Genomic DNA, 25,727 nt, shown 5'->3' with positions numbered 1-25,727 from the left:
AGATGTCATCGCCGACCGACGCCGGGCCCGGGTACGGCTACGGACACCCCGGACCTGCCGTCGCCTACGGACCGCCGCCCTCCCCCTTCCCGCCACAGCCGCAGCCGCAGCCACCGTCACCTGCGGCGGCAGTGGCCGCACCCGCGCCGACCGGGCGGAGGGCACGCCGTGGGCTGTGGTGGGGCGTGGCGGGTGCACTGGTCGCCTCGGCGGTGTGGGCGACGGCGGTGGTCACCGTGCCGGACCTGGTGACCGGCACCGGGTCGCTGAACCCGGCCGGCTACCGCACGGTGGACGACATCTGCGCCGCCGCCCGGCTGAGCCGCTTCACCCAGCTCTACCCCGCCCAGTCCGGGGCTCCGTACCACTACTCGACCCGGCACTCGGCGCGCGACGACATGTACTGCAGCCAGTACCGGAAGAGAGCCGACGGCGACAACGAGTACTCCTCGCTCTATCTGGAGGTGCAGCTGCACAAGGCGACCGACCCGGGCCCGGAGTTCGCGGCCCAGCGGGCCGGCCTGGGACAGCGCCGGTACCGGATCACCGCGGTGCCCGGTCTCGGGCAGGAGGCGTACCTCGGTTCTCTGGACGATTCCGGTAAGCCGGACCGGTCCTGGCACCACCTCACCCAGGTGCTGTACGTGCGCGACGGCGCCCTGACCTACTACCTGAGCTGGTCGGGCTCGTACCAGGCTGGCAGGAGCAACCCACCCGACCAGGAGGCCGTGCGGCAGGCGCTGGTGATGGACAGCCGGGATGTGCTCAAGATCATCGGCAGCGCCGGCGGACTCTGATCCCGCCACCCGGCCGGCTGCCCCGGCCTTCTCGACCGGCCCGCCGCTACCCACGCGACCACTGGCCGGACTTCGCCGAACGGCCGAACCGGTGGCCGGCCCTGCCGGCCTTCGCCGGACGGTCAGTACGGGCGGGCACCCGAGCGGGCGGCACGGGCCACGGCCACCACGGCCCGCTCCAGCGCGTAGGCGGGATCGTCCGAGCCGCCCTTGACCGCGGCGTCCGCCTTGGCGATCGCCGTCAACGCGGTGGCCACCGAGTCACCCGTCCAGCCGCGCATCTGCTGGCGGACCCGCTCGACCTTCCACGGCGGCATGCCCAACTCCCGGGCCAGATCGGCCGGACGCATGTTCCGGCCGGCCGTCGCCAGCCAGCCGATGCTGCGGACACCCGAGGCGAGGGCATAGGTGATGCCGGTGGGGGGCTGGCCGACCGCCAGCGCCCAGCGGAGGCGCTCCAACGCCTCGGCCGCCCGCCCGGTGACCGCGAGATCCGCCACCTCGAAGCCCGTCGCCTCGGCCCGCCCGCTGTAGTAACGGGCCACCACCGTCTCGTCGATGGTGCCCTCGACGTCCGCGGTGAGCTGGCTGCACGCGGCGGCCAGCTCACGCAGATCGCTGCCGAGCGAGTCCAGCAGGGCCTGGCAGGCCTCGGGGGTCGCGGACCGGCCCAGGGTGCGGAACTCGTTCCGGATGAAGGCCAGCTTTTCACCGGACTTGGTCAGCTTGGCGCACTGCACCTCGCGGCCACCGGCCTTGCGACCGGCGTCCAGCAGGCCCTTGCCCTTCGCGCCGCCGGCGTGCACCAGCACCATGATCACCTCATCGGCGGGCGCCTCGAGATACGCCTTGACCTCCTTCACCGAATCGGCGGAGAGATCCTGCGCCGCCCGGACCACGATCACCTTCCGCTCGGCGAAGAGCGACGGCGTGGTCAACTCGGCCAGCCCGCCGGGCTGGAGGGCACCGGGAGCCAGATCGCGCACATCGGTGTCCGGATCGGCCGCCTTGGCGGCAGCCACCACCTGGGCGACCGCACGGTCGAGCAGCAGCTCCTCCTGTCCGACCGCGAGGGTCAGCGGGGCGAGCAGATCGTCGGGTGCACTCTTCCTGGCCATCGCCTACCAGCATCGCACGGTGCGCCGACAACAACGGCCGGACCCACTCTCCCCAGCAGGCGACGGGATCTGCACAATGGTGCGGTGACCACGAACTTCACCCGTCAACTCCTCGTTCTTCCCGACCGCGACGCCGCCGAAGAGGTGGCCGAGGAGCTCTCCGCCCGCTGGCCCGACCTGGGCGAACTCGAAGTCGTCCGCGACTCGCTCGCCGGCGAGGACGATGCCGATGACGTCCAGTGGCTGGTCGTCGTGGATCCGCCGGAGGAGACCGGCTGGACCGCCGAACTGCTCACCGCGCTGGACGCCCTCGCCGCCGACCAGGACGGCTGGCGCGAGGAGGGCTGACGCGAGGAGGGCTGACGCCAAGGGGCCGGGGAGCGGCCCCTGCTGAAGCCCGGTCTCGCCAACGCGTCGCCGATCGAGGCGCGTTGCGAGTCGTAGTACACCGCCGACCAAGTCCGACGGGCGCTGTGCTGGGGGCCTGAGCCCCCGGTACGGCGCCACCACACGATGCGGCGCAGCACACGGCACGGAGGATTCGGTCCGGCGGAAGCCGGCTCAGCGGAGTCCGCAAGTGGCGGTGCTCGGGCGAGCGGTGGCACTCGGGCGGACCGCCGTGCTCGGGCTGGAGGTGGAGCTCGGGCCAGCGACTCCGGGTGCCGGGGATGTGTCGCGACACTGAGCGCGGCCGAGGTGCCGAGAATCGCGATGTCGCCGACCTGGTCGGTTCGCACGACCGTTGCGCCGAGGGCGCGCAGCCGGGCGACGGTCTGAGCCGCCGGGTGCCCGTAAGGGTTGTCCTTCCCGCAGGAGATGAGGGCCAGGCGGGGGTGCAGGGCGGCGGCGAGATCCCAGTCCTGGTGGCTCGAACCGTGGTGCGCCACCTTGAGGACATCCACCCGAGGCGGCGTCAGCCGGGCCTGCAGAGCGGCCTGCGCCGGAGGTTCCAGGTCGCCCAGCAGGGCGATTCGAAGCGGCCCCGAGGAGGAGCCGACCGCTGCCAGCAGAGCGACGCTGGCGTTGTTCGGACCCGGGGTGGCGGGACCGGGCACACCGTCGGGCCACAGCACGTCCCAGGAGAGTTCAGGTCCGGCGAAGCGGTGTTCACCGCGTCGGGCGCGCACGATCGGGACATGGGCCGCGGCCGCCCAGGCGACCACCCGGGTGTGCTCCCCCGCCGGCGCATCCAGCGTGGTCACTTGGAGCGCCCCGACCCGGCGGCCGCGCAGAACTCCGGGCAACCCCTCCGCGTGATCGGCATGGAAGTGACTGAGGATCAGCAGCGGCACCTTGGTGATGCCGAGATCGCGCAGGCAGGTGTCGGCGGCGTGCGGATCGGGCCCGGTGTCCACCACGATCGCGCTGTCCGGAGCCTCACCGTCGGCCGAGCGGATGGGCAGCACGGTCATGTCACCCTGACCGATGTCACACATGACGAGCTGCCAGCCCTTCGGCGGCCAGCCGGTGGCGATCCTGGTGAGCAGGGGCGGGCGCAGCAGGACCAGCAGCAGGAGCAGGCCCAGGGCTACCACCAGGGCAGCTCTTAGCCGGTGGGCGGCGAACCTGTTCGGACCGGCACCGGCGGACATGGCCGCACCGCCGGACCGCCGGACCGGTGATTGGGCGGGTGCGGCCGTCAGCCGTGTGGACATCAGGAAGGGGCGGGCCGCCCAGATCAGGGCGACCGTTGCGAGGGCGAGCAGCACGGCACCGAACAGGCCTTCGGGCCAGGCGAGTTGGGCACCCGGCAGGACGGCGCCGGTCCGTGCGACGACCGCCAGCCAGACGACGGGCAGGGCCGCCAGATCGGCCAGGAAGCGTGCGGCGGCGTGGGACAGCGGGTCGGCCACCAGAGCGGCGAACCCGAGCAGGGTCGTCGGTGCGACGGCGAACTCGGCCAGCAGGTTGCACGGGACCGCGACCAGGCTGATCCGGGGCGCCAACAGGATCGTGACCGGCGCGCAGAGCGCCTGTGCGGCGGCCGTGGCCGCGACGGCGGTGGCCAGGTGATGCGGCCATCGCCGTTCGATCAGCGCTGCCATCCAGCGCGGGCCGAGGGTGAGCAGGCCGGTGGTGGCCAGCACCGACAGGACGAACCCGTACGAGCGTGCGAGGTAGGGATCGACGAGGACCAGTGCGAGTACGGCCGCGGACAGTGCCGGAAGCGCCTGCCGTGGCCGTCCGGTGCCCAGGGCGAGCATCCCGACCAGGCCGGTGGCGGCGGCTCGGAGCACGCTGGGATCCGGTCGGCAGACCGTGACGAACGCCAGCGTGAGCCCGGCACCGAGTACGGCGGTGACGCGCAGCGGCAGACCGATGCGGCCGGCCAGCCCACCGCGACCTGGTGTGCCCGCGTGGCCGGGGGCTCCGACCAGGACGGTGAGCACGATCATCAGGTTCGCGCCGCTGACCGCGGTCAGGTGGCCGAGGTCGGTGACACGGAAGGCTTCGTTCAGGTCGTCGGGGAGTCGCGAGGTGTCGCCGACGACCAGGCCGGGCAGCAGCCCCCGGACATCGGCCGGCAGGTGCTCACAGGCCGCGCGGAGACCGGACCGCAGTCGGCCGGCCAGCCGTTGCGGCCGACTCGGCGGGGCGAGCAGCTCGGGACGGCCGCGCACCAGCAGGACCGCGGCGGTGCTCCGCATGCCTTCGCGGGCGGGGAGCACGCGTACGTCCGTGCGCAGCCGGGTGGAGGGGAGCACACCGCGCCAGGCGTCGGCGTCCTGCGCACGGACCATGACGGTCACGGGCGTTCGCGTCCGGACCGTACGAGGACGCTCGGTCGGCGCTCCGGACTGCGCTCCGGACTGCGCCCCGGTCTGCGCCCCGGTCGAGGTCCTAGGCGATGCCCCGGCGGAGATTCCCCGCGGTACCCGGGCCGGGATGCCTCGCGGCGTCGCGGTCGGCCTTCGAGGCGGACGGGCGGACGAGGACGCGGGCGCGGATCCGGCTCCGGCCCCGGCCCCGGCCCCTGCGCCCGTCGCGTTCGGGGCCCCCGGCAGGGTGACGCTGTCGACGATGGCGGCCACGGTGAGCAGTGACTGCCCCGGGTTCGTGCCACGCGTGTGGGAGGTGTGGGCCTTCGGGTCTCCCGCGACGGTCAGACTGACGGTCAGCTCCGGTGGCGGCCCCGCCTTCGAGGCGCCGGAACCGCCGGACGGTACTGCGGGATCGGCAGGATCGGGAACACCCACGGAGGCGGAGGCCGGTGGGTGGGCGAGGGCGGGCAGCGGCCCCCGGTGGAGGTCGGCCGTGTGCAGCAGGGTGGTGACCGTGGCGACGGAGGCGGTGAGGATGGCGGCGGCCAGTAGCAGGCAGGTGCGCCGGTAGCGCTCGACCGGCCGCAGGAGCAGCAGCAGCGAGACGGCCAGAGCGAGCGCGGCCAGGGGCGGGCACCACGATCGCTGCTCCGGCGCCAGACCGAGGACGGTGAAGGCGGCAGCCCAGGCGGAGAGCGCCGGGAGGATGAGGCGGAGGTCGGCGGGCTCGCGGTTCGCGGGCGAGCGGTACAGGGCGGCGGCCTCGGACAGGGCGATCACGTGCACCTCCCTCGGGCGGTCTGCGGACGGTGTTCGAGCGGCATGCGGGCGGTGGAGGGGATGGCGTCAGCGGTAGGCGGCGGTGGAGGGGATGGCGTCAGCGGTAGGCGGCGGCGGAAGGCGGCGCAGGGACAGCGCGTCAGAGCGTGAGCAGAGGACGTAGGTCGGCGAACTTGCGGGCACCGATACCGCTGACCTGCCGGAGCTGGTCAAGGGAGCGGAATCCGCCGTGCTCCTGACGGAAGTTGACGATTCGCTGGGCCAGGGTGGGCCCTACTCCCGGCAGCGCGTCGAGTTGCTCGGCGGTGGCCTGGTTCAGGCTGAGCAGCGTCTTCGACCCGGCGGCGGCCGGGGGCGGCTGGCCGGCTGGGGCACCGACCACGATCTGTTCGCCGTCGGTCAGCAACCGGGCGAGGTTGAGACCGATGGTGTCGGTGTCCGGCAGCGGGCCGCCTGCGGCGCTCACCGCATCGGCGACGCGGGACCCGCCGGGCAGCGTACGCAGCCCGGGATGCCGGACCTTTCCCGCCACCTCAACGACCACCGCCGCTCCCGACGGCCCCGGGGGCGAGAACGCGGGGGACGACGATGCCGATGGATCGCCACCACTACCAGGCACGGGCGCCACCGTGGGACTCGCGCCGGCCACGGCGGCCGGGATCGCCACCGCCTCCGGGCGCCCGAGCCAGAAGTGCTGCACGGCGTAGCCGACGGCGAGCAGGAGGAGCACGGCCAGCCCGAGGACCGCCCTCCGGTCGAGTGCCAACCCGGGATGGAGCATCGGCAGCCGCACCCGTCGGCGCCGTGGCCCGGGTGGGTGGGCGATCGCATCGGGTGGAGCCGCGTGACGACCGGCGGACATCGGCGCCCGGTCGGCGACATCCGGGGCAGCGGGCTCGGCGGCAGCGGGCTCAGGGACAGCGGGCTCAGGGACAGCAGGATCGAGGACAGCAGGATCGAGGACGCCGAGCGCGGCGGACCACCGCCCGCCGGCCTCGGCCACGCTGGACGGCGACCTGGCGGGCGCCTCGGACGGAGCCTCGGGCAGACCGGCCGCGCGGCGTTCGTAGAACCGCAACGGCGATGCGGCACTGCGAACAGGCAGAGCGGCAGCGGCACCGGACGACGGTGCCCGCCCGTCGGCGGATCCGGCCTCGGGCTCCGCAGCGCCCGACGGCTGTCCCGGCTCGAAGGGGCGATCCTGCTCAGCGGGCTGATCCGGCTCCTGGAGCTGATCCGACTCCGACGGCTCATCTGCCATCGAAGGGGCCAGCCCGTTCGCGGGGGCCGGCCCGTTCGCGGGGGCCAGCCCGTTCGCGGGGGCTGGCCCGTTCGCGGGGGCGGGCGCCCTCGGCGGGGAACCGGGCCGAGGGCGCGTGGCCCTCCGCCGGGTGGCCCCGGGCGCAGCCGCCCCACCCGGGGGACCGCCGTGCCCGGCCGGGAGCGGCTGCGGTGGCGGTTGGTCGGTCAGGAACAGGTTGGCCATCCGACCCCGGACAGCTTCGGCGGTCTCACGGCGGCGGGTGGCGCCCGGCGTCATCGTCCTCATGGCGAGGACGGTACGAGCGGATCGGTGCCCCACCCCGGACCGATCGAATTCCTGTGGATAACTCGGGCTTGTGGATATCTCTTGTCGCCCGAACGAGTGAGTTTCAGCCGGAATGCCAGGGTGTCAGCGCTGCGGGATATCAGAGCCCCGGAGCCTCAGCACCGCAAAGCCCCGACACCGCGAGACCCCGAACCCGCAAGGCCCCGAGACCGCAGAACCCCGCCGCACCCGGCCCCGGCAGCCGTCCCTCAGCGCGGTGAGACGACCACCGCGAGCAGTCCGGGCCCGACATGTGCGCCGATCACCGCGCCGACCTCGCCCACGTAGAGGTCCCTGAGCCCGGGGATCCGTTCCCGCAGGCGCTCCGCCAGCGGCTCCGCCCGCTCCCCGGCGGCCAGGTGGTGCACGGCGATGTCCACGTCCGCCGTTCCCGCCCGCTCGACCGCGAGCTCTTCCAGCCTGGCGATCGCCCGGGAGGCGGTCCGGACCTTCTCCAGCGGCTCGATCCGGCCACCGGACAGGTGCAGCAGCGGCTTCACCGCGAGCGCCGAGCCGAGCAGCGCCCGTGCGGCGCCGATCCGGCCGCCGCGCCGCAGGTGCTCCAGGGTGTCCACGTAGAAGAAACTGCTGGTCTTCTCCGCACGGGCGGTGGCGGCGGCGACCGTCTCGTCCAGGCCCAGGCCCGCCTCCACCGCCCGCGCGGCGGTCAGCACGGTGTGGCCGAGCGCCATGCCGACCACTCGGCTGTCGACGACCCGGACCGGAATCCCCGCCTCACCGGCGGCGAGCCGCGCGGCCTCGTACGTACCGGAGAGCTCGGCCGAGAGGTGCACCGAGACGATCCCGGCGTAGCCCTCCTCGGCGGCGGCACGGTAGGCGGCAGCGAAGGTCTCGGGGCTGGGGCGGGAGGTGGTGACCCTGCGCTTGGTGCGCAGGGCTTCGGCGACGTCCTTCGGGGAGATCTCCACGCCCTCGGCGAGCACCTCGTCGCCCACCGCGACGCTCAGCGGGACCACCGCGATCCGGTGCCGGTCGACGGCTTCCTGCGGCAGATAGGCCGTCGAGTCGGTGACGAGTGCGAGGCGGTCGGGCATGAGCCGGAGGTTACTCCCCGTCCGGCACAGAAGACAGTCGCGGTCGAGGGCCGCAGTGGCCGCGGCTCCGTTCCGCGTCCGGTCCGCGTCCGGTCCGCGTCCGGTCCGCGGAGAGCGGCCGGGCCCCTGCCCGGGGAGGGTCGTGTGCCTGCTCCGAGGCCGGGGCGAGCACCTCGGCGCCCCGTTGACGCCCTGTCGCCGCGCCCTGACCGTCTCCCCGCGCCAGGGCTCCCCGCGCCGGGGCGTCAGCCCGCCGAGGTGCTGCCGGTCGAGGGCTTGCGCAGGCGCTCGGCGAGCCGGGCCAGCGGTTCGGCGGCGAGCCCGAGCACGTCCTCGGCGCTCGGCTGGCGCCCCGCGCTCAGCCCCTTGCGTCCCGCACTCGGTGACGTCTGCCCCGGCGCCTGGCTCCGGTCCGCGGTCTGCCCCTGCGCGGCGGAGGTGAACCCGCCGGCACCGGCCGGCTCCGACGCGGCCACCGGCTCGGACTCGGCCGCGGCCGCCGGCTCCCAGTGCCTCAGCGACCCCGCCTCGGCCTCACAGGCCTCGCTCAGCCGCGCCAGCTCGTCGTCCGCGAACCGCTGCATCCGGTCCTGCGCGGCCCAGCGCATCGACTCCGCGGAGTGGGTGATCCGCTCGGCCCGCTCGGCCAGCTCCGGCAGCTTGGCGGCGACCCGCCCCTGGTCGGGCTCGCGCTCCAGGGTCCGCAACTCGCCGTCCAGCTCGGCCGCGTGCGCTTCGAGCCTGGTCAGCAGCTGGAGCGCCTCGGTGAGTTGGCCGTCCTCGGGCAGACCGGCCTCCAGCACCTTGCGGGTGCTCTCCAACGAGGTCCGCAGCGAGAGGCGGACCGCCGAAATCCGGCCCACGGGACCGGGCTTGGTGAAGGTCTTCGCCTTCAGTGCCGCGTTCTCCACCGCGCGGCGGGCGTTCGCCTCGTGCTCACCGACCTTTGCCGCGACCCTCTTGGTGGCCTTCACCGCCCCGACCACCAGCATGGTCAGCGCGACCCCCACGAAGAGCAGAACCAAGCCGAGCACCACGCCGATCGCGTCCATCACCAGCCACCTTCCACACCCGTCAAGGTCTTCCACGGTAGCCTTCCCCGTCTCCGGGGGAATTCGCAAAACGGACATCCCGCCGTAGATCAGGGGCCCTTCAGGGACATCCCCCACGGTATGGGCGGCACACCCCCGAAGAGGTCCGGAAGCGGTCCCGAGAGGTCCGGAGGCGACAGGGCGGCCCCCGGAGACAGGAACGGCCCTTCCCTGAGCCCGCTCGGACTCGGGGAAGGGCCGTCGGCTCCGGAGAGCCGCCGCCGGGCGGACCCGCCGACTGAGGGCAGGACCACCCGGCGGGGCCTCGTCAGCCCGTGACGATGTTGACCAGCTTCGGTGCCCGCGCGATCACCTTGCGCACGGGCGCGTCGCCGATCGCCGCGACGACGGCCGGCTCGGCCAGCGCCAGCGCCTCCAGCTCGGCGTCGGAGATCGACGGCGCGACCTCCAGCCGGGCCTTGACCTTGCCCTTGATCTGGACCACGCAGGTGACCGTCTCGTCCACCACGTAGGCCGGGTCGGCGACCGGGTAGTCGACGTGGGCCAGCGAGCCGCTGCGGCCCAGCCTGCGCCACAGCTCCTCGGCGATGTGCGGGGCCAGCGGGGCGACCAGCAGCACCAGCTGCTCGGCCACCGCCCGGGGCGTGGAGCCGCGCTTCACCAGGAAGTTGTTCAGCTCGATCGCCTTGGCGACGGCGGTGTTGAAGCGCAGGCCCGCCATGTCGCCGCGGATGCCGTCGATGGCCTTGTGCAGGGCGCGCAGGGTGGCCTCGTCGGGCGCCTCGTCGGTGACCACCAGCTCACCGGTGGTCTCGGAGACGATGTTGCGCCACAGCCGCTGCAGGAAGCGGTACGAGCCGACCACGGCCCGGGTGTCCCACGGACGGGAGACGTCCAGCGGGCCCATCGACATCTCGTACAGGCGCAGCGTGTCGGCGCCGTACTCGTCGGCGATCTCGTCCGGGGCGACCGCGTTCTTCAGCGACTTGCCCATCTTGCCGGCCTCGCGCCTGACCGGCTGGCCCTCCCAGAAGTACTTGCCGTCGCGCTCCTCGATCTCGGCGGCGGGCACCGGGAAGCCGCGCTCGTCGCGGTAGACGTCGGCGGTGATCATGCCCTGGTTGAACAGCTTGTGGAACGGCTCGATCGAGGACACGTGGCCCAGGTCGTGCAGCACCTTGTGCCAGAAGCGGGCGTACAGCAGGTGCAGCACGGCGTGCTCGGCACCACCGACGTACAGGTCCGCGCCACCGGCGGGCTTCTGCTCCGTCACGCCCAGCCAGTACCGCTCGTTGGCCGGGTCGACCGGGCGCTCGCCGTTGACCGGGTCCGCGTAGCGCAGCTCGTACCAGCAGGAACCGGCCCAGTTGGGCATGGTGTTGGTCTCGCGGCGGTACGTCCTGACGCCGTCGCCCAGGTCCAGCTCGACGTTGACCCAGGCCTCGTTGCGGGACAGCGGGGTCTTCGGCGAGGAGGTGGCGTCGTCGGGGTCGTAGGTGTGCGGCGAGTAGTCGTCGACCTCGGGGACCTCGACCGGCAGCATCGACTCGGGCAGCGCGTGCATCACGCCGTCCTCGTCGTAGACGATCGGGAAGGGCTCGCCCCAGTACCGCTGGCGGCTGAACAGCCAGTCGCGCAGGCGGTAGTTGACGGTGCCCTCGCCGATGCCCCGCTCGGTCAGCCAGGCGGTGACCGCGGCCTTGGCCTCGACGACGCTCAGGCCGTCGAGGGCCAGCCCGTCGTTCGCCGAGTTGACGATGACGGAGTCGTAGGTGTCGAAGGCGTCGTCCCACGCGTGCGGGTCCTCACCGCGGCCGTCGGTCGGCTGGACGACACAGGCCATCGGCAGCGAGAAGGCGCGGGCGAAGGCGAAGTCGCGGTGGTCGTGGGCGGGGACGGCCATGATGGCGCCGGTGCCGTAGCCCATCAGCACGTAGTCGGCGATGAAGACCGGGACCGGCTTGCCGGTGACCGGGTTGGTCGCGTACGCGCCGGTGAAGACACCGGTCTTGACCTTGGCGTCCATCTGGCGCTCGACGTCCGACTTGGCGGCGGCGTAGGCGCGGTAGGCGGCGACGGCCTCGGCCGGGGTGTGGGCGCCGTTCTTCCAGTCGCCCAGGGTGTCCGACGGCCAGGCGGCCGGGACGATCGAGTCGACCAGCTCGTGCTCGGGGGCCAGCACCATGTAGGTGGCACCGAACAGGGTGTCAGGGCGGGTGGTGAAGACGGTGATCGCGCCCTCGCCGCCGTCGCCGTTGTGCGTGGCCACCGGGAAGTCCACCCGGGCGCCCTCGGAGCGTCCGATCCAGTTGCGCTGCTGCAGCTTGATGGCCTCGGGCCAGTCCAGCAGGTCCAGGTCCCTGATCAGGCGGTCGGAGTACGCGGTGATCCGCATCATCCACTGGCGCAGGTTGGACTTGAACACCGGGAAGTTGCCGCGCTCGGAGCGGCCGTCCGAGGTGACCTCCTCGTTGGCCAGCACGGTGCCCAGGCCGGGGCACCAGTTGACCGGCACCTCCTTGGCGTACGCCAGGCGGTACTCGCCCAGGATCTCGTCGCGCTCGGCGCCGGACAGTTCGGACCAGGCGCGGCCGCCCGGCACCTCGCGCGAGCCGTCCTCGAACCGGGCGATCAGCTCGGCGATCGGACGGGCCCTGTCCGCGTCCGCGTCGTACCAGGAGTTGAAGATCTGCAGGAAGATCCACTGGGTCCAGCGGTAGTACTCGGGGTCGATCGTGGAGATCGAGCGGCGCGAGTCGTGGCCCAGGCCCAGCCGGCGCAGCTGCTGGCGCATGTTGGCGATGTTCGCCTCGGTGGAGACCCGGGGGTGGGTGCCGGTCTGGACCGCGTACTGCTCGGCGGGCAGGCCGAAGGCGTCGTAGCCCAGGGTGTGCAGGACGTTGTGGCCGGTCATCCGCTGGTAGCGGGCGTACACGTCGGTGGCGATGTAGCCGAGCGGGTGGCCGACGTGCAGGCCGGCGCCCGACGGGTACGGGAACATGTCCATGATGAAGCTGTGCGGCTTCGCGGCGACGTCACCGGTGGTCGGGTCGGCCAGCGGGCCCACCGGGTTGGGGGCGTTGAACGTCCCCTCCTTCTCCCAGACGTCCTGCCAGCGGGACTCGATCTCCGCGGCCAGGGCCGCGCTGTACCGGAAGGGCTCGCCGGCGGCCTCGGCGGCGGCGGAAGCAGGTGTCGTCTCGCTCATGGTCCTTCAAGCTCCATCGATGTCAGTAAGCGAATCGTCGGTCGGGCAGCGCCCGGAGAAGCAAGCGGCGCCACGGCACTCAGCGGTGCCGCAAAAGAAAAAAGCCCCTCGCAGGAGGGGACGCCACGCCGACTCCGGCACCGCCCGAGGGCTCAGCCGGTCCTGGTCAGCGCGGCCGGCTAAGGAGCAGGCGCACGGTTCGCATGGGCTCAGGGTACCGCACGGTCAAGCGGCGACCACCGGACTATCCGGCCTTGACCGCCGCATCGAACCCGCGCAGGGCCGCGGCCACCCGCCCGGACTGCATGCCGGCCGCCAGCATTCTCGCCCGGTCGGCGGTCTCGACGGCGCCTTCGCGCTCGCCGGTCCGCCGGTAGGAGTCGGCCAGCCGGACCAGCAGCAGCGCCTTGGTCCTGGCCCGCTCCGGCGCGAGGGCGGCGACGGCGGAGGAGAGCAGGCGCCGGGCCCGCTCGTGGTCGCCGAGGAACAGGTAGCCCTCCCCCACGATGCCCTCCAGATCGGCGCGCTCCTGGCCGTGCTCGCCGTCCGCCGTCTCCGCCAGTACCAGGAAGGCCCGCTCGGCGACCGCCTCGGCGCTGATCTGCTCGCCCTTGCGGCCGTGCGCCCGGGCGATCCGGCCCAGCTGGAGCGCCCGTTCCGCCGGGTCCAGCACCTCGCCGACGGCGCGCAGGGCGGTGGAGAGCATCGCGACCGGGTCGAGGCCGCGCCCGGCGGAGCCGAAGGTGGCCTGCGCGGCCAGGCAGCCGACCACGCTCACGCCCAGCCCGGGGTCCCCGCAGACGTGGGCGGCGCGCAGGGCGGCGACGAAGGCGCGCTGGGCGGCGGCGTCGTTGCCCATGTCGTAGCTGGCCCAGCCGACCAGCCGGGCCAGCCGGCCCGCCACGCCGTACAGCTCCCGGCCGAGCCGTTCGCCGTACGAGCCGAGTTCCAGCAGCTTGCCCGCCAGCGCCAGTTCGGCCTTGGCGGGGCCGAGGACCAGTCCGCCGCCGAAGGTGCGTTCCAGGCGCTGCTTGCTGTCGTGGGTGGCCAGCAGGTCGGCGACGTGCTCGGGGGCGATCCGCAGGGCGCCCTCGCCGCCGGTGACCGCCGGGGGCTCGGAGGCCCAGTGGCGGGCGGCCTGTTCGAGTTCGGCGCCGCGGAAGAGGTCGGTGAGTCGGACCGGCGCGTTGTCCGCGCTGGCCTCGCGCAGGGCGGTCTGCGCGGTGTCGGCGGTCCACGGGTCGGTGAGCAGCCGGGGCGAGAGCATCTTGGCGCCGCGTCCGCTGCCCATCCGGCCCCAGAGCTGCTCGTACGTCACGGCGATGCCGACGGCCCGGCTGAGCACCTCGCAGACCGTCTGGTCGTGCGGCGACCTCGGGACCATGCCGCGGTCACGCCACTTGTAGGGGGCGGTCGAGCTGATCGCGAGCTGGGCGGGGAGGCCGGTGTTGACCTCGCGGGCGAGGCGTTCGGGGCTCCAGCCGAGCTGGTGGAGTATCCGGGCCAGTTCTTCGTTCCGCTTGCGCGCCAGATCCGCCATGGCACGACCGTAACCGCCGTACCGGACAACGGGGTAGAGCCCCACCGGGCCGAACGGAGGGGCGCGGCAGGGGAGTTCGGGCACTCAACGCGAAGGGCCGCCTCCCGATCCGGGAGACGGCCCTCGAACTGTGGAGCTACGGGGAATTGAACCCCGGACCTCTTGCATGCCATGCAAGCGCTCTACCAACTGAGCTACAGCCCCTTGTTTTGTTTGCCGCTCCGAGTTTCCCTTCGGCCTCCCTCGGCGACGTGGACAACTGTACACGTTCCGACGGGCAGTCCCCTAATCCGCTCTTCGGCCCACCGCCGGCGACGGACGGTGACGAGCCCCTCACATGACAGATCACCATCAAAGCTTCACGGAGGATTGTCTTCCGTTTGCCCGGCAACGCCTCGTACGCTTCCGGGACCCGGAAAGCCGCCGGCCGTCGCTGCTCACCCCCATGGCGCAGCGCCGGCCGGTGTCCGGACCCGCCCGGTGCACGGTGCGAAGGCGGCGGCCGGTGCGGCCGCCGCCGAGGGCCGACGGCGGCACATGTCCCGAAGTGGCGGACAGAGCCGGGCAGTTGACCCGGCCGACAAGGACGGTGTCGCGGCGCCACCCCGACCGCCCGGCCGAGCCGGAGCGGCGTCACCGTCACAGCACCGCCGTCCGCCGGGCCGACCCGTCCGGACACCGGGCGGTCCGCGCCCCCACGCCGTCCGCGCAGGTCACCGTGTCGAGTTCCACGAGCCGTAGGCCCGGGCCTCAGGCCTCCCCGCGAGGCCCCCGGCGCGCTCGGGTGGGCGGGATGCGCTTCCAGCCCACCCCTGGCCGGCCCCGCCGCGCCCGCACCCCGCAGGCCGCGCGCTGACGGAGCGGCTGCTCTCCGGCCCGAACACCCGGACCGCCGGCCCGGTACACGCGCACGCCCGCCGAAGGGGGCCGCCAACGCCGAAGGGCACCTCCCGGATTCGGAAGGTGCCCTTCGACTTCTGTTGTGGAGCTACGGGGAATTGAACCCCGGACCTCTTGCATGCCATGCAAGCGCTCTACCAACTGAGCTACAGCCCCGCGAACCGAACGGCCCTTTCGGACCGCCGATGCGGAGTGGAGCTACGGGGAATTGAACCCCGGACCTCTTGCATGCCATGCAAGCGCTCTACCAACTGAGCTACAGCCCCTCGGAGGATTTCCCGCCTCCCTGCCGGGCGGCGTTCTTTCCTGCGAACGAGGAAGACTCTAGCTGGTCAGGCCCGGAACTGCGAAATCCCGCCCTTCCGGCAGCCTCAGGTCTCGTCCCCGATGACCGGCTGCGGCAGCGTGCCGGCGTTGTGCTCCAGCAGCCGCCAGCCGCGCGCGCCCTGGCCGAGCACCGACCAGCAGCAGTTGGAGAGGCCGCCGAGGCGCTCCCACAAGGTCGCCTCCATGCCGAGCAGCCGCCCGATCATGGTGCGGATGGTGCCGCCGTGGCTGACCACGACGAGCGTGCCGTCCACGGGCAGCTTCTCGACCGCCGCCAGCACCACCGGGACGGACCGGTCCGCCACCTCGGTGGCCAGCTCGCCGCCGCCGCGACGGACCGCCTCGCCCTTGGCCCACGCCTCGTACTGCTCGGGGAACCGCGCCCGGATCTCCGAGTTGGTCAGCCCCTGCCACTCACCCGCGTAGGTCTCCCGCAGGCCCTCGTGGTGGTGCACCTCGAGGCCGGTGAGACCGGAGAGCTCGACGGCGGTGCGCCGGGCCCGGGTGAGGTCCGAGGAGATCAGCAGGTCGGGACGGAGGCCGGCGAGCAGCTTGGCCGCCCGCTTGGCCTGGAACACGCCCTGGTCGGTCAGGTCGATGTCGGTCGTCCCCTGGAACCGGGACTCCAGGTTCCAGGACGTCTGCCCGTGCCGCCAGAAGACGATGCGCGGTCCCCCCGCGGCGCGGCTCAGTGCTCGTCCTCGGCGACGGCGTTGCCGGCGGCGTCCGTGACCACACCTTCCGGGCGGTTCCGGCTGGCCAGCGCGTCGGCGGGCAGCGGCAGCTCGGGGCAGTCCTTCCAGAGCCGGTCCAGCGAGTAGAAGGAGCGCTCCTCGGAGTGCTGGACGTGCACGACGATGTCCAGGTAGTCCAGCAGGATCCACCGGCCCTCGCGCTCGCCCTCCCGGCGCACCGGCTTGATGTCCAGCTGCTCGCGCAGCTGGTCCTCGATCTCCTCGGCGATCGACCGGACCTGGCGGTCGTTGTTGGCCGAGGCGATCAGGAAGGCGTCGGTGATCGACAGCACCTCGCTGACGTCGAAGGCGATGATGTCGTGGGCCAGCTTGTCGGCCGCCGCCTGTGCGGCGACGGTGATCAGTTCCTGGCTCCGGTCAGTGGCAGTCACGGTGTTCTTCCCGCTCGGTGTACACAGATACGGTTTCCAGGATCTCATGAACGCGTGAAGGCCCCGGAGGTATTCTCCGGGGCCTTCGATCCGCAGGCTGCTACTGGCTCTTGCCTGGCTGGTAGTCCTTGCCCAGCACCACCACCAGGTCGGCGTTCTGCGCCTCGGTGGTCTTCTTCACCACCGACTCGGGCAGACCGAGCGTCATCGCCAGCGACTTCGCCGCCGCCGCCCTGGCGTCGTCGGTGTAGCGGATCTCGCTGGTCGCCTGGGTACCGCTCGCCTTGCCGCTCGGGAGCGCGTTCAGACCGGCGTTGGAGACCTGCACCAGCGCCGAGGTGGCCGCCTGGTCGCTGCCCGAGGCGTTGAGGATGCTCACCCGGGCCGTCCCGCCGCTGCTCTGGGCCTTGTGCACGGTACCGCCGAGCACCTGCTTGACCTGTGCGCCCGCCGTGGCCTCGTCCAGCGTCCCGTCCGGCTGCACCTTGAGCGTGCTGGTGGCGAAGTTGCCGTTCTGGGCCAGCTGGGCCAGCTGGGCCAGCACCCCGGCCAGCGCCTGCTCGGGCAGCGAGGGGTCGAGCACCGCGTTCATCCGGTGCACGTCGTCCTGCGCCTCGGGCAGATCGGTCGGCATGGCCCGCACCACCGCGTCCAGCACCTGCCCGAACCGGGCGAGCTGGGCGTCCCGGGCCTCACCGGGCGCCTGGTAGGTGGCGTACGCCACGGCCGCGTCACCTGCCAGCGTGATGCCCTTGCCCGCCGGGACGACCCTGCCGTCCGACCCCTTCACCGCGGCGTTGGTGTCCACCTTGACGCCGCCGAGCTGGGAGACCAGCAGCTGCAGGTACGGGGTGTCCAGCCGCCAGGTGCCGGCCACGGTCGCACCGAGCACGGTGTTCAGACCCTCCCTGGTGGCGGAGGCACCGATGGTGTCCATCGCCTGCCCGATCGGGACGGTCGAGGAGTCCCCGGTACTGGGCAGCTTGAGGACGTCCGGCAGCAGCAGGATCGAACCCTTGCGCGCGCTCGCGTCGTTGACCAGCAGCGCACTGGTCACCTTGCCGTCCAGCTCCCTCAGCTGGACCACGTTCACCTGCCGTCCCCCGGCCGCGGCCGCGGCGGTCTTGGCCCCGCCGAGCTTGCCGCTCCACCACAGGTAGCCGACCCCGCCGCCCGCGAGCACGGCCAGCGCCACCACGCCGGCGATCAGCCGGTTGCGCAGCCTGCGCTTGCGCTCGGCCCTGACCTCGGTACGCGACTCGGCGAACTTCAGCCAGTCGATGACGTCCTCGGTCTCCTCCGCCGGCTCGTCGACGAAGGTGAACTCACCCGTGGTGTAGGGGTCGTCCGGCAGGGTCCGCTCGGGCCGGGGCCTGGCGGCCGGCTGCGCCGGGGCGGGCCGCCGGACCTGCGGCGGCACCGGGGCCGGGGCCGGCTCCGCGGCAGCCGGCGGCGGGGCGGCCGGCTGGGCGACGGGCTGGACCACCGTCTGCTGCTGGTAGTAGTACTCCTGCTGCTGCGGCTGGTACGGCTGCTGGGGCTGCGCGTACGAATCCTGCACGGGCTGCTGCACCGGCTGCTGGTAGTAGGCCTGCTGCTGGTACTGCTGCGGCTCGTACGGCTGCTGCTGGTAGACCTGGTACTGCTCCTGGACGTACCCCTGCTGCTGCCCGTACTGGTACTGGTCCTGCTGGTCCTGGCCGTGCTGCGGCCGTCCGTACCCGTCGTAGCCCGGCTGCGGGTACCAGCCGTCCTCCGGTCCCCTGCGGTCTGCCGATCCGGTCACGCGGCCCCTCCCGGGATCAAGGCTGCTGGGCCGGCGCGTACAGCGCCCGCTTGTGGATGTAACGGACCACACCGTCCGGGACCAGGTACCAGACCGGCTCGCCCTTGGCGACCCGCATCCGGCAGTCCGTGGAGGAGATGGCCAGAGCGGGCACCTCCACCAGGGAGACCCCGCCCACCGGAAGCCCGGCGTCCGACAGGGTGTGCCCCGGGCGGGTGCACCCGATGAAGTGGGCGAGCTCGAACAGCTCCTCCGAGTCCCGCCAGGAGAGGATCTGGGCCAGCGCGTCGGCGCCGGTGATGAAGAACAGCTCGGCGTCCGGGTGCAGTGCGCGCAGGTCGCGCAGGGTGTCCACGGTGTAGGTGGGGCCCTTGCGGTCGATGTCGATCCGGCTGACCGAGAACTGCGGGTTCTCCGCGGTGGCGATGACCGTCATCAGATAGCGGTCCTCGGCGGAGGTCACCTCGCGGTGGCTCTTCTGCCACGGCTGCCCGGTCGGTACGAAGATCACCTCATCGAGGTGGAATGCGCTCGCCACCTCGCTGGCGGCGACCAGGTGCCCGTGGTGGATCGGGTCGAAGGTGCCGCCCATCACGCCAAGGCGCCGCTTCGCCGGTCCGCCGGGAGTCTCGGCCTGCTGTCCCATGCCGCCACACCTTACGCGACGCGCGTTACCGCCCGACACGCGCGGACGGCGGGGACGACGACGGGGAGCGCCCGGCGGTCAGCCGGGCGCTCCCCGTCGTCGATCGGTGCTACCGCACTGCTCAGCGGTCGCGGTTGAAGCGCGTGGTCACGAAGAGCAGCAGCAGGAGGATCAGGAAGGCGCAGCCGCCGGTCAGCAGCGGGTTGAGGCTCTCGTGGTTGCCACCCTCGGCGATCCGGGCAACGGCGGGCAGAACGTTAGTGCTCATGGTCGGCGGACCTTCTCGGCTCGGGTGAGGGACCAGGACGCAGGCCGGTGGCCAGCGTCACTATCGTACGGGTGGCCCTTCGGCAACCGCGCGGCGGCCCACCACGTCTGACTTTCCGTAGGTGTCCGCGCGTGATCAGTCGCCGTTGTTACCGCTGCGGAAGGCCCGCGCCATGATCCAGACCAGCAGGCCGACGCCGACGAAGGACGCCACCAGGATGATCCGCAGGAACAGCCCGGGCCCCGACTCCGTGGAGATGGGCCCGGCCAGCTGGTTCAGGCTCTCGACAGGGGACATGGTGGGCTCCTCAGGACAGGGGGCGGTCCCGCGGGACCTCCGGTAGGGCCAGGGTAGACCCGGGTGTTCCGGAGAGCGGACGGCACCCCCGGCGTACCGTGGGCGGCGGGGACGAGTACGGACGAACAGTCGTTGTAAGCCAACAGCAGCGGGGGCCGGAAGCGAGCCGGTGCCGGCATCGACCAGGAGGTACTCATATGACCGACATGACCAAGCCGAGCACGCCGAGCCGCCGCCGCGAGCGCTTCCCCGGGATCTCCACCCGGGCCTGGGAGCACCCGGCGGACCGTTCCGCTCTGGTCGCGCTGCGCAAGCTCTCCGGCTTCGACGAGGTCCTCAAGAAGCTGGCCGGCCTGGTCTCCGAGCGCAGCGTCCGCCTGATGTACCTGGCCACCGCCGTGCGCGCCGGCGAGCGGCAGTTCCCCGAGCTGTACGCCATGGTCCGCGACGCCGCCGACGTCCTCGACCTGGAGCAGGTGCCGGACCTGTACGTGACCCAGGACCCCGCGGTCAACGCCATGTGCATCGGCATGGACGCCCCGATCATCGTGGTGACCACCGGCCTGGTCGAGCTGCTCGACGAGGAGGAGCTGCGGGCGGTGATCGGCCACGAGGTCGGCCACGCGATGTCCGGCCACGCCGTCTACCGGACGATGCTGCTGATCCTCACCAACGTCGCCAGCCGGATCGCCTGGCTGCCGCTCGGCAACCTGGCCATCAACGCCGTGATCACCGCCCTCAAGGAGTGGTTCCGCAAGGCCGAACTCTCCTGCGACCGGGCCGGACTGCTGGCCGGCCAGGACCTCCAGGCGTCCATGCGCGGCCTGATGAAGCTGGCCGGCGGGCACAACCTGTCCGAGATGAACGTCGACGCCTTCCTGGAGCAGGCCGAGGAGTACGACCGGGCCGGCGATCTGCGCGACGGCGTGCTCAAGCTGCTCCAGGTGCTGCCGCAGACCCACCCCTTCGCGGTGGTCCGGGTGGCCAAGCTGAAGAAGTGGGCGGAGAGCGAGGAGTACCGCTCGATCCTGGCCGGCGCCTACCCGCGCCGCGAGGACGACCCGGACACCTCGGTCGGCGAGCAGTGGAAGGCCGCCGCGGACTCCTACTCCAGGAGCGTCAAGGAGAGCAAGGACCCGCTGATGGGTCTGCTGCGCGACGTTGCGGGCGGCGTCGGCAACGTCGGCGGCAAGCTCCGCGACACCTTCACCGGGAGCCGCCGCTCCGACGAGGAGTGACACGGGGGCGCGGGGAACCGCGAGCGGCCGACGTTCGGCCGCACCGTTCCTCGCGCCCGCGTCCCCCACCACCCGCGAACGCCCGCCCGGTCCGCGTCGGCACCGGGCCGAGGCTCAGACCGACCGGCAACAGGACCCGCGGCGTCGCGCGCCGGTCGGTCTCAGTGCCCGGCGCCCAGCGGCCCGAGCACTCCGCACACCTGCCAGGCCGGCACCCGGTGGTCCGCCGGGCTCACCGCCGGCGGCGCACCCGCGGACTGCCCGGCCAGCAGCGGCTGCAGGTGGTCGGCCAGCGGTACTCCGCACGCCATCGGCCCGGCCTGCAGTGCGGCGTCCACCAGCCGCACCCGGGCCGCCCCGATGTCGGTGTGGTCGAACTCGAACCGCAGCTCACGCCGGACGCTGAACAGGCTGACCGGTGCGGCGCTGTCCGTCCCGGCGGGCCGCAGCGCGTAGACGAAGGTGTGATCGGTGTCGATGTCCAGCGTCCCGCTGTCCGCCTCGGCGACCTTCATCCCGCCGGCCACCTTGACCGAGTCGGCGGCCAGCGCCACGTTGCCGGGGTCGAACCGGATCAGCCACCCGGTGGCGGCGTGGTGCTGGTCGTCGCTCGGCGAGTTCAGGCTCTGGTCGTACTGCGCCTGCTCGCCCGGTGTCACCAGGGCGCGGACCGCCGCGGTCTCCCCCTGTACCAGGGTGGCGGGGTCCAGCGAGGAGGCGACCAGGAAGCGCTGGACGGTGTCCAGCGCCCGGGTGACCTCGACCCTGGTGAAGTGCGCCGTGGCCGCGCCCGCCGGAGTGCCCAGCCCGGCGGCGCCGTCGGCGTAGCCTGCGGGCAGCGTGGCGAAGGGGTTCCTCGGGTCCGGCACCGGGGAGACCGTCGAATTCGGGCTGAGCGCCACCATGCTGACGGTCAGTTGGTTGCCGGTCGGCTGGACGCCCATCCGGCGCGGCGAACTCACCCCGAAGTAGACGGCCGCCGCGAACGCCATCACGACGAGCAGCAGCAGCGCCACCGCCTGCCGGGGCAGCGAGCCCAGATGGCCGAAACCCAGCCTCGGCCGCACCCCCCGCGAGTAGCCGCCCAGCCGCTCGCTCGCCGACAGTTCCTGGATCCTGGCAGCCCGGACGAACGATTCGTCGAACACGACGGACCGGTACTCGTCCTCGTTTCCGGAACCACCGTCGGGCGTACCCTCCGGAGGTTCGCGCGGGTCACCCATAACACCAGGGTAAGACCGGGATACGGCCTGCTTCGAGGGGTGTGAAGCATCTTGTGAACGGCGCGCGGCGACCGCCCCGAGCGGTGCCCGTCACCCGGTCTGCAATGCCATCGGAGCGGAGCTCACCGGGGAGCTCGGCACCGCGCCCGCGCCGCCCGCCCCCGGACTGGCCGTACCACTCTCCGGACGGCTGGTGCCGGTCTCCGGACGCCGGGGGGAGTCGGCGGCGCCGCCGGCCCCCCGGTAGATCGCGGCGACCGCCACGGCCGCCACCCCGACCACCATCACCACCGCCAGCACCCAGGCCACCGGACGGTGCCAGCGCTGCTGCGCAACGTACCGGCCACGGCCCGCCAGCGCGGGGTCGTACCCGAGGGCCCTGGTCCGCCGGCGCCATCGCGCGACCCGGCCGGCCCGGCCCGGGGCTGACCAGGGATCAGGGTAGAGGCGGTCGTCGTCCAGGCTCGGGTGCGGGCGCAGCTCCAGCGGGAGGCCCTCCCCGCTGACCGTCATCTCGTAGCCGCGGCCGAGCAGCCCGGTGTCCGGTTCGAACCTCGCCTCGGCGGCGGCCAGCTGGCGTTCCCTGGCGCTCGGCTCGTGCACGGCGGCGGACCGGACGAATGCCTCGTCGAGTACCACGGTGGCGAACTCGTCGTCCGCACCACCGTGGTCGGCGCCGTCGGGGTACGGCGAGCCCCCCACATCCTCAGCCACGGACTCAGGGTATTACCGGGCGCGCCTTTTGTCTGTGGCTCCCGGCAGTTGGCCTTGGACGAACCACCCGGCTCAGCCCTCGGCCGAGCCCACCGTCGGCGTCGCCTCACCGCGCACATGCCCGTCACCAGTGACGATGTACTTGGTCGAGGTCAGCTCCGGCAGGCCCATCGGACCCCGGGCGTGCAGCTTCTGGGTGGAGATGCCGATCTCCGCGCCGAAACCGAACTCACTCCCGTCGGTGAACCGGGTGGAGGCGTTGACGGCCACCGTGGTCGAGTCGACCAGCTGGGTGAAGCGCCGGGCCGCCGCCTGCGAGGTGGTCACGATGGCCTCGGTGTGCCCCGAGGACCAGCGGCGGATGTGTTCCACCGCGGCGTCCAGCGAGGGCACCACGGCGGCGGCCAGGTCGTAGGACAGGTACTCGGTCTCCCAGTCCTCCTCGGTCGCCGGGACGACGGTGGCCCGGCCGCCCTCGGCCGCCTTCAGCACCGCCTCGTCGCCGTGCACGGTCACCCCGGCCTCGGCCAGTGCGTCGAGGGCGAGCGGCAGGAAGGTGTCCGCGATGTCCTGGTGCACCAGCAGCGTCTCGGCGGAGTTGCACACGCTGACCCGCTGGGCCTTGGAGTTGAGCAGGATGCCGACGGCCATCGCCGGATCGGCCTTGGCGTCCACGTAGACGTGGCAGTTGCCGGTGCCGGTCTCGATCACCGGCACGGTGGAGCCCTCGACGACCGTGCGGATCAGCGAGGCGCCACCGCGCGGGATCAGCACGTCGACCAGGCCGCGGGCGCGCATCAGCTCCCGCACCGAGTCCCGGCTCTCGCCGGGGACCAGCTGGATCACGTCGGCGGGCAGCCCTGCGGCGGCCACCGCGTCCCGCAGTACCTCGACCAGGGCGGTGTTCGAGCGGTAGGCGGAGGCCGAGCCGCGCAGCAGTACGGCGTTGCCGGACTTCAGGCAGAGCGCGGCGGCGTCCACGGTGACGTTCGGCCGGGCCTCGTAGATGATCCCGACCACGCCGAGCGGCACCCGGACCTGCCGTACGTCCAGGCCGTTGGGCAGGGTGTAGCCGCGCACCACCTCACCCACCGGGTCGGGCAGCCCGACCACGTTCCGCACGTCGGCGGCGATGGCGGCGATGCGCTCCTCGGTCAGGGTGAGCCGGTCGATCACCGACTCGGCGGTACCGGCCTCCCGGGCGCGGGCCACGTCCTCGGCGTTGGCCGCGGTGATCTCACCGCTCCGGGCCACCAGCGCCTCGGCGATCGCCAGCAGCGCGTCGTCCTTCGCCTTGCGTGGCAGCGGGGCGAGCACGGCGGCCGCCGCACGGGCTCGGCGCGCGACGGCGAGGACGGGGCTGTCGGTGCTGGTGTGGTCGCTGCTCATGCCTGAAAGGGTAGCGACTGCGGGCCGTCCGCAGGCCCGTGTCTCCAAGCCTGAGACGAAGGCGCGGGGAGCGGCCCTTCGCGAGGCCCCCGCTCGGCCGTCCGCACGCCCCCGCTCCGCCGTCCGCACGCCTCGGTGCCGCCGTCCGTCCGCCCTCAGTACGGATGCACCCCGCCCGGCTGCGGGGGCGGATCCCCGAAGCCCTCCGCCACCCGCTTGTGGTACGTCGGCCGGTCCACGACCTCCAGACCGACGATCTCCCACGGCGGTAAGTTCGCCGAGGCCTTGTGCTCGCCCCACAGCCGCAGCGCGATCGCCGCCGCGTCGTGCAGGTCCCGCGCCTGCTCCCAATAGCGGATCTCGGCGTGGTCCGCGGCGTAGCGCGCCGTGAGGAAGAAGGAGTGGTCGTGCGCCAGCCGTTCGAGCGCCGTGCGCAGCTCGGTCAGCGGTGTGACCTGCCCGGCCACGCTGAGCACCACGTGCCAGAGCCTGGCCTGATCCGCCTCGGGGCCCTCGGCGCCGACCGGATTCCGGCTCAAGTCCCTTACCCCGTCGGATGGTTCGTCGACAGATCCGCCCTCGGCCCGCCCGCCCGCGATGCTGGTCAGCCTCCGCTGGGGCTTCTCCTCGGGCAGCACTTCGCGCCTGCGTGCCACCGGCGGCCTCCTGTTCGGCATCGTGTCCGACCGGCCGCGCCGACCGCGCCCGGCCCTCCCCCTGGCGGGAGCGGCCGCCGGCAGGCCCGCGCGGGCGGTCAGCCGCGCAGGATGACCAGGTCGTCGCGGTGGATGACCTCGCGCTCGTAGGCGGCGCCGAACTCCTGGGCCAGTTCCCGGGTGGACCGGCCGAGCAGTCGGGGCAACTCCCTCGCATCAAAGTTGACCAGCCCCCGGGCGACGATGTGGCCGTTTTCGCCAAGAAGGTCCACCGGATCACCGGCCGTGAAGTCCCCGTCCACCCGGGTGACCCCGGCGGGCAGCAGCGATTTCCCGCCCGAGACCACGGCCTCGACCGCCCCGGCGTCCAGGTGCAGGCTGCCGCGGGGGGTGCTGGCGTGCTCCAGCCAGAGCAGCCGGTCGGCGGAGCGGCTGCCGGTGCGCAGGAAGAGGGTGCCGGTGGAGCGTCCGGCCAGCGCGTCGGCCGCCTGGCTGGCGGCGGTGAGCACCACCGGGATGCCCGCGCCGGTGGCGATCCGGGCGGCCTCCACCTTGGTCACCATGCCGCCGGTGCCGACACCGGCCTTGCCCGCGCTGCCGATCTCGACGCCGTCCAGGTCGTGCGGGCCCCGCACCTCGCCGATCCGCTTGCTGCCGGGCTTGCTGGGGTCGCCGTCGTAGAGGCCGTCCACGTCGGAGAGCAGGACCAGCAGGTCGGCCCGGACCAGGTGGGCCACCAGCGCGGCCAACCGGTCGTTGTCACCGAACTTGATTTCGGCGGTGGCCACGGTGTCGTTCTCGTTGACGATCGGCATCGCGCCCATCGCCAGCAGCTGGTCCAGCGTCCGGTACGCGTTGCGGTAGTGGGCACGCCGGCTGGCGTCCTCGGCGGTCAGCAGCACCTGGCCGACCCGCACGCCGTACCGGGCGAAGGAGGCGGTGTAGCGGGCCACCAGCAGGCCCTGGCCGACGCTGGCGGCGGCCTGCTGACGGGCGAGGTCGTTGGGGCGCTTGTCCAGGCCGAGCGGAGCGAGACCGGCCGCGATGGCACCGGAGGAGACCAGGACCACCTCGGGCGCGTCCGGACGGCTGCGCACCTTGGCGAGCGCGTCCACGAGGGCGTCGACCCGGTCGGCGTCCAGACCGCCGGTGGCGGTGGTGAGTGAGGAGGAACCGACCTTGACGACGATCCGCCGCGCGGTCAGCACCTCCTCCCGAAGCGTCTGCTCACTCATTCGAGCTTGGTGCCCTTCGCTG

20 protein-coding genes, 3 tRNA genes and 1 pseudogene are annotated in these 25,727 nt (G+C 72.8%); 3 read left to right on the top strand and 21 right to left on the bottom strand.

Annotated features, from left to right (window positions below; genetic code table 11):
- The first annotated feature begins 185 nt into the window (after positions 1-185).
- Positions 186-797, top strand: a complete 612-nt coding sequence (locus ACSMTC_RS25660) for a hypothetical protein (protein ID WP_436562060.1) — start codon at positions 186-188, stop codon at positions 795-797.
- Between the two features lie 122 nt (positions 798-919).
- On the opposite strand, the gene holA is transcribed toward ACSMTC_RS25660, so the two are convergent.
- Positions 920-1,915: a DNA polymerase III subunit delta gene (holA, locus tag ACSMTC_RS25655; RefSeq protein ID WP_436562059.1), complete on the bottom strand. Its 996-nt coding sequence runs from the start codon at positions 1,913-1,915 to the stop codon at positions 920-922.
- A gap of 84 nt (positions 1,916-1,999) precedes the next feature.
- Between holA and ACSMTC_RS25650 the strand changes: the two genes are divergently transcribed.
- Positions 2,000-2,263, top strand: a complete 264-nt coding sequence (locus ACSMTC_RS25650; RefSeq protein ID WP_436562058.1) for a hypothetical protein — start codon at positions 2,000-2,002, stop codon at positions 2,261-2,263.
- A gap of 890 nt (positions 2,264-3,153) precedes the next feature.
- Here the strand turns inward: ACSMTC_RS25650 and ACSMTC_RS25645 are convergent.
- The 15 genes and pseudogenes from ACSMTC_RS25645 to ACSMTC_RS25575 form a co-directional block, all read right to left on the bottom strand.
- A pseudogene (locus tag ACSMTC_RS25645) lies at positions 3,154-4,563 on the bottom strand (ComEC/Rec2 family competence protein); the annotation flags it as partial.
- Between the two features lie 1,033 nt (positions 4,564-5,596).
- The gene (locus ACSMTC_RS25640) at positions 5,597-6,223 is read right to left on the bottom strand and encodes a ComEA family DNA-binding protein (protein ID WP_436562057.1); all 627 of its coding nucleotides are present in this window, start codon (positions 6,221-6,223) and stop codon (positions 5,597-5,599) included.
- Between the two features lie 1,031 nt (positions 6,224-7,254).
- On the bottom strand, positions 7,255-8,100 hold the full coding sequence (locus ACSMTC_RS25635; RefSeq protein WP_436562056.1) for a DegV family protein: 846 nt from the start codon (positions 8,098-8,100) through the stop codon (positions 7,255-7,257).
- Positions 8,101-8,345: 245 nt separating this feature from the next.
- Positions 8,346-9,152, bottom strand: coding sequence for a hypothetical protein (locus ACSMTC_RS25630; RefSeq protein ID WP_436562055.1), 807 nt, complete (start codon positions 9,150-9,152; stop codon positions 8,346-8,348).
- Between the two features lie 307 nt (positions 9,153-9,459).
- Positions 9,460-12,360, bottom strand: coding sequence for a leucine--tRNA ligase (gene leuS / locus ACSMTC_RS25625; protein WP_436562054.1), 2,901 nt, complete (start codon positions 12,358-12,360; stop codon positions 9,460-9,462).
- 244 nt (positions 12,361-12,604) lie between these two features.
- Complete coding sequence (locus tag ACSMTC_RS25620; RefSeq protein WP_436562053.1) at positions 12,605-13,900, bottom strand: NsdA family TPR-like regulatory protein; 1,296 nt, start codon at positions 13,898-13,900, stop codon at positions 12,605-12,607.
- Positions 13,901-14,031: 131 nt separating this feature from the next.
- Positions 14,032-14,104, bottom strand: a tRNA-Ala gene (locus tag ACSMTC_RS25615).
- A 779-nt stretch (positions 14,105-14,883) separates the two neighbouring features.
- Positions 14,884-14,956, bottom strand: a tRNA-Ala gene (locus ACSMTC_RS25610).
- 37 nt (positions 14,957-14,993) lie between these two features.
- A tRNA-Ala gene (locus ACSMTC_RS25605) sits at positions 14,994-15,066 on the bottom strand.
- Positions 15,067-15,171: 105 nt separating this feature from the next.
- The gene (locus tag ACSMTC_RS25600; protein ID WP_436564806.1) at positions 15,172-15,819 is read right to left on the bottom strand and encodes a histidine phosphatase family protein; all 648 of its coding nucleotides are present in this window, start codon (positions 15,817-15,819) and stop codon (positions 15,172-15,174) included.
- Positions 15,816-16,253 carry a ribosome silencing factor gene (gene rsfS / locus ACSMTC_RS25595; RefSeq protein ID WP_436562052.1) on the bottom strand — a complete coding sequence of 146 codons (438 nt, stop codon included), beginning with the start codon at positions 16,251-16,253 and terminating at the stop codon, positions 15,816-15,818. The genes ACSMTC_RS25600 and rsfS overlap by 4 nt, the downstream gene beginning before the upstream one ends.
- 100 nt (positions 16,254-16,353) lie before the next feature.
- Positions 16,354-18,039 (bottom strand): LCP family protein, encoded by a 1,686-nt coding sequence (locus ACSMTC_RS25590; protein WP_436562051.1) that lies wholly within the window; start codon positions 18,037-18,039, stop codon positions 16,354-16,356.
- A gap of 16 nt (positions 18,040-18,055) precedes the next feature.
- Entirely contained in the window at positions 18,056-18,685 is a 630-nt protein-coding gene (gene nadD / locus ACSMTC_RS25585) for a nicotinate-nucleotide adenylyltransferase (RefSeq protein WP_436562050.1), read from the bottom strand.
- A 121-nt stretch (positions 18,686-18,806) separates the two neighbouring features.
- Positions 18,807-18,953 (bottom strand): hypothetical protein, encoded by a 147-nt coding sequence (locus tag ACSMTC_RS25580; RefSeq protein WP_436562049.1) that lies wholly within the window; start codon positions 18,951-18,953, stop codon positions 18,807-18,809.
- A 135-nt stretch (positions 18,954-19,088) separates the two neighbouring features.
- On the bottom strand, positions 19,089-19,250 hold the full coding sequence (locus ACSMTC_RS25575) for a hypothetical protein (protein WP_436562048.1): 162 nt from the start codon (positions 19,248-19,250) through the stop codon (positions 19,089-19,091).
- Between the two features lie 197 nt (positions 19,251-19,447).
- Here ACSMTC_RS25575 and ACSMTC_RS25570 point away from each other — a divergent pair, with 197 nt between their 5' ends.
- Positions 19,448-20,488, top strand: coding sequence for a M48 family metallopeptidase (locus ACSMTC_RS25570; RefSeq protein WP_436562047.1), 1,041 nt, complete (start codon positions 19,448-19,450; stop codon positions 20,486-20,488).
- 161 nt (positions 20,489-20,649) lie between these two features.
- On the opposite strand, the gene ACSMTC_RS25565 is transcribed toward ACSMTC_RS25570, so the two are convergent.
- The 5 genes from ACSMTC_RS25565 to proB form a co-directional block, all read right to left on the bottom strand.
- A complete protein-coding gene (locus ACSMTC_RS25565; RefSeq protein ID WP_436562046.1) occupies positions 20,650-21,711 on the bottom strand; it encodes an SCO2583 family membrane protein in 1,062 nt (353 codons plus the stop codon).
- A 90-nt stretch (positions 21,712-21,801) separates the two neighbouring features.
- A complete protein-coding gene (locus ACSMTC_RS25560; protein ID WP_436562045.1) occupies positions 21,802-22,425 on the bottom strand; it encodes an SCO2584 family spore wall biosynthesis protein in 624 nt (207 codons plus the stop codon).
- A gap of 72 nt (positions 22,426-22,497) precedes the next feature.
- Positions 22,498-23,814 (bottom strand): glutamate-5-semialdehyde dehydrogenase, encoded by a 1,317-nt coding sequence (locus ACSMTC_RS25555; protein WP_436562044.1) that lies wholly within the window; start codon positions 23,812-23,814, stop codon positions 22,498-22,500.
- A gap of 155 nt (positions 23,815-23,969) precedes the next feature.
- Positions 23,970-24,491 carry a hypothetical protein gene (locus ACSMTC_RS25550; protein WP_436562043.1) on the bottom strand — a complete coding sequence of 174 codons (522 nt, stop codon included), beginning with the start codon at positions 24,489-24,491 and terminating at the stop codon, positions 23,970-23,972.
- A 77-nt stretch (positions 24,492-24,568) separates the two neighbouring features.
- Positions 24,569-25,705: a glutamate 5-kinase gene (proB, locus tag ACSMTC_RS25545; protein ID WP_436562042.1), complete on the bottom strand. Its 1,137-nt coding sequence runs from the start codon at positions 25,703-25,705 to the stop codon at positions 24,569-24,571.
- Positions 25,706-25,727: the final 22 nt, after the last annotated feature.

Origin of the sequence: Kitasatospora sp. HPM-01-4 (genome assembly GCF_051374625.1) — a bacterium.
Classification (GTDB): domain Bacteria; phylum Actinomycetota; class Actinomycetes; order Streptomycetales; family Streptomycetaceae; genus Kitasatospora.
The sequence above is the reverse complement of the archived record's forward strand: the minus strand, read 5'-3'. Positions and strand labels throughout refer to the sequence as shown.

What these genes read in the sequence shown, in the direction of transcription:
- ACSMTC_RS25580 (WP_436562049.1), bottom strand. Translation starts at nt 18,953, where the DNA reads ATGAGCACTAACGTTCTGCCCGCCGTTGCCCGGATCGCCGAGGGTGGC.
- holA (WP_436562059.1), bottom strand. Translation starts at nt 1,915, where the DNA reads ATGGCCAGGAAGAGTGCACCCGACGATCTGCTCGCCCCGCTGACCCTC.
- ACSMTC_RS25565 (WP_436562046.1), bottom strand. Translation starts at nt 21,711, where the DNA reads ATGGGTGACCCGCGCGAACCTCCGGAGGGTACGCCCGACGGTGGTTCC.
- ACSMTC_RS25570 (WP_436562047.1), top strand. Translation starts at nt 19,448, where the DNA reads ATGACCGACATGACCAAGCCGAGCACGCCGAGCCGCCGCCGCGAGCGC.
- leuS (WP_436562054.1), bottom strand. Translation starts at nt 12,360, where the DNA reads ATGAGCGAGACGACACCTGCTTCCGCCGCCGCCGAGGCCGCCGGCGAG.
- nadD (WP_436562050.1), bottom strand. Translation starts at nt 18,685, where the DNA reads ATGGGACAGCAGGCCGAGACTCCCGGCGGACCGGCGAAGCGGCGCCTT.
- ACSMTC_RS25555 (WP_436562044.1), bottom strand. Translation starts at nt 23,814, where the DNA reads ATGAGCAGCGACCACACCAGCACCGACAGCCCCGTCCTCGCCGTCGCG.
- ACSMTC_RS25630 (WP_436562055.1), bottom strand. Translation starts at nt 9,152, where the DNA reads ATGGACGCGATCGGCGTGGTGCTCGGCTTGGTTCTGCTCTTCGTGGGG.
- ACSMTC_RS25575 (WP_436562048.1), bottom strand. Translation starts at nt 19,250, where the DNA reads ATGTCCCCTGTCGAGAGCCTGAACCAGCTGGCCGGGCCCATCTCCACG.
- proB (WP_436562042.1), bottom strand. Translation starts at nt 25,705, where the DNA reads ATGAGTGAGCAGACGCTTCGGGAGGAGGTGCTGACCGCGCGGCGGATC.
- ACSMTC_RS25635 (WP_436562056.1), bottom strand. Translation starts at nt 8,100, where the DNA reads ATGCCCGACCGCCTCGCACTCGTCACCGACTCGACGGCCTATCTGCCG.
- ACSMTC_RS25620 (WP_436562053.1), bottom strand. Translation starts at nt 13,900, where the DNA reads ATGGCGGATCTGGCGCGCAAGCGGAACGAAGAACTGGCCCGGATACTC.
- ACSMTC_RS25550 (WP_436562043.1), bottom strand. Translation starts at nt 24,491, where the DNA reads ATGCCGAACAGGAGGCCGCCGGTGGCACGCAGGCGCGAAGTGCTGCCC.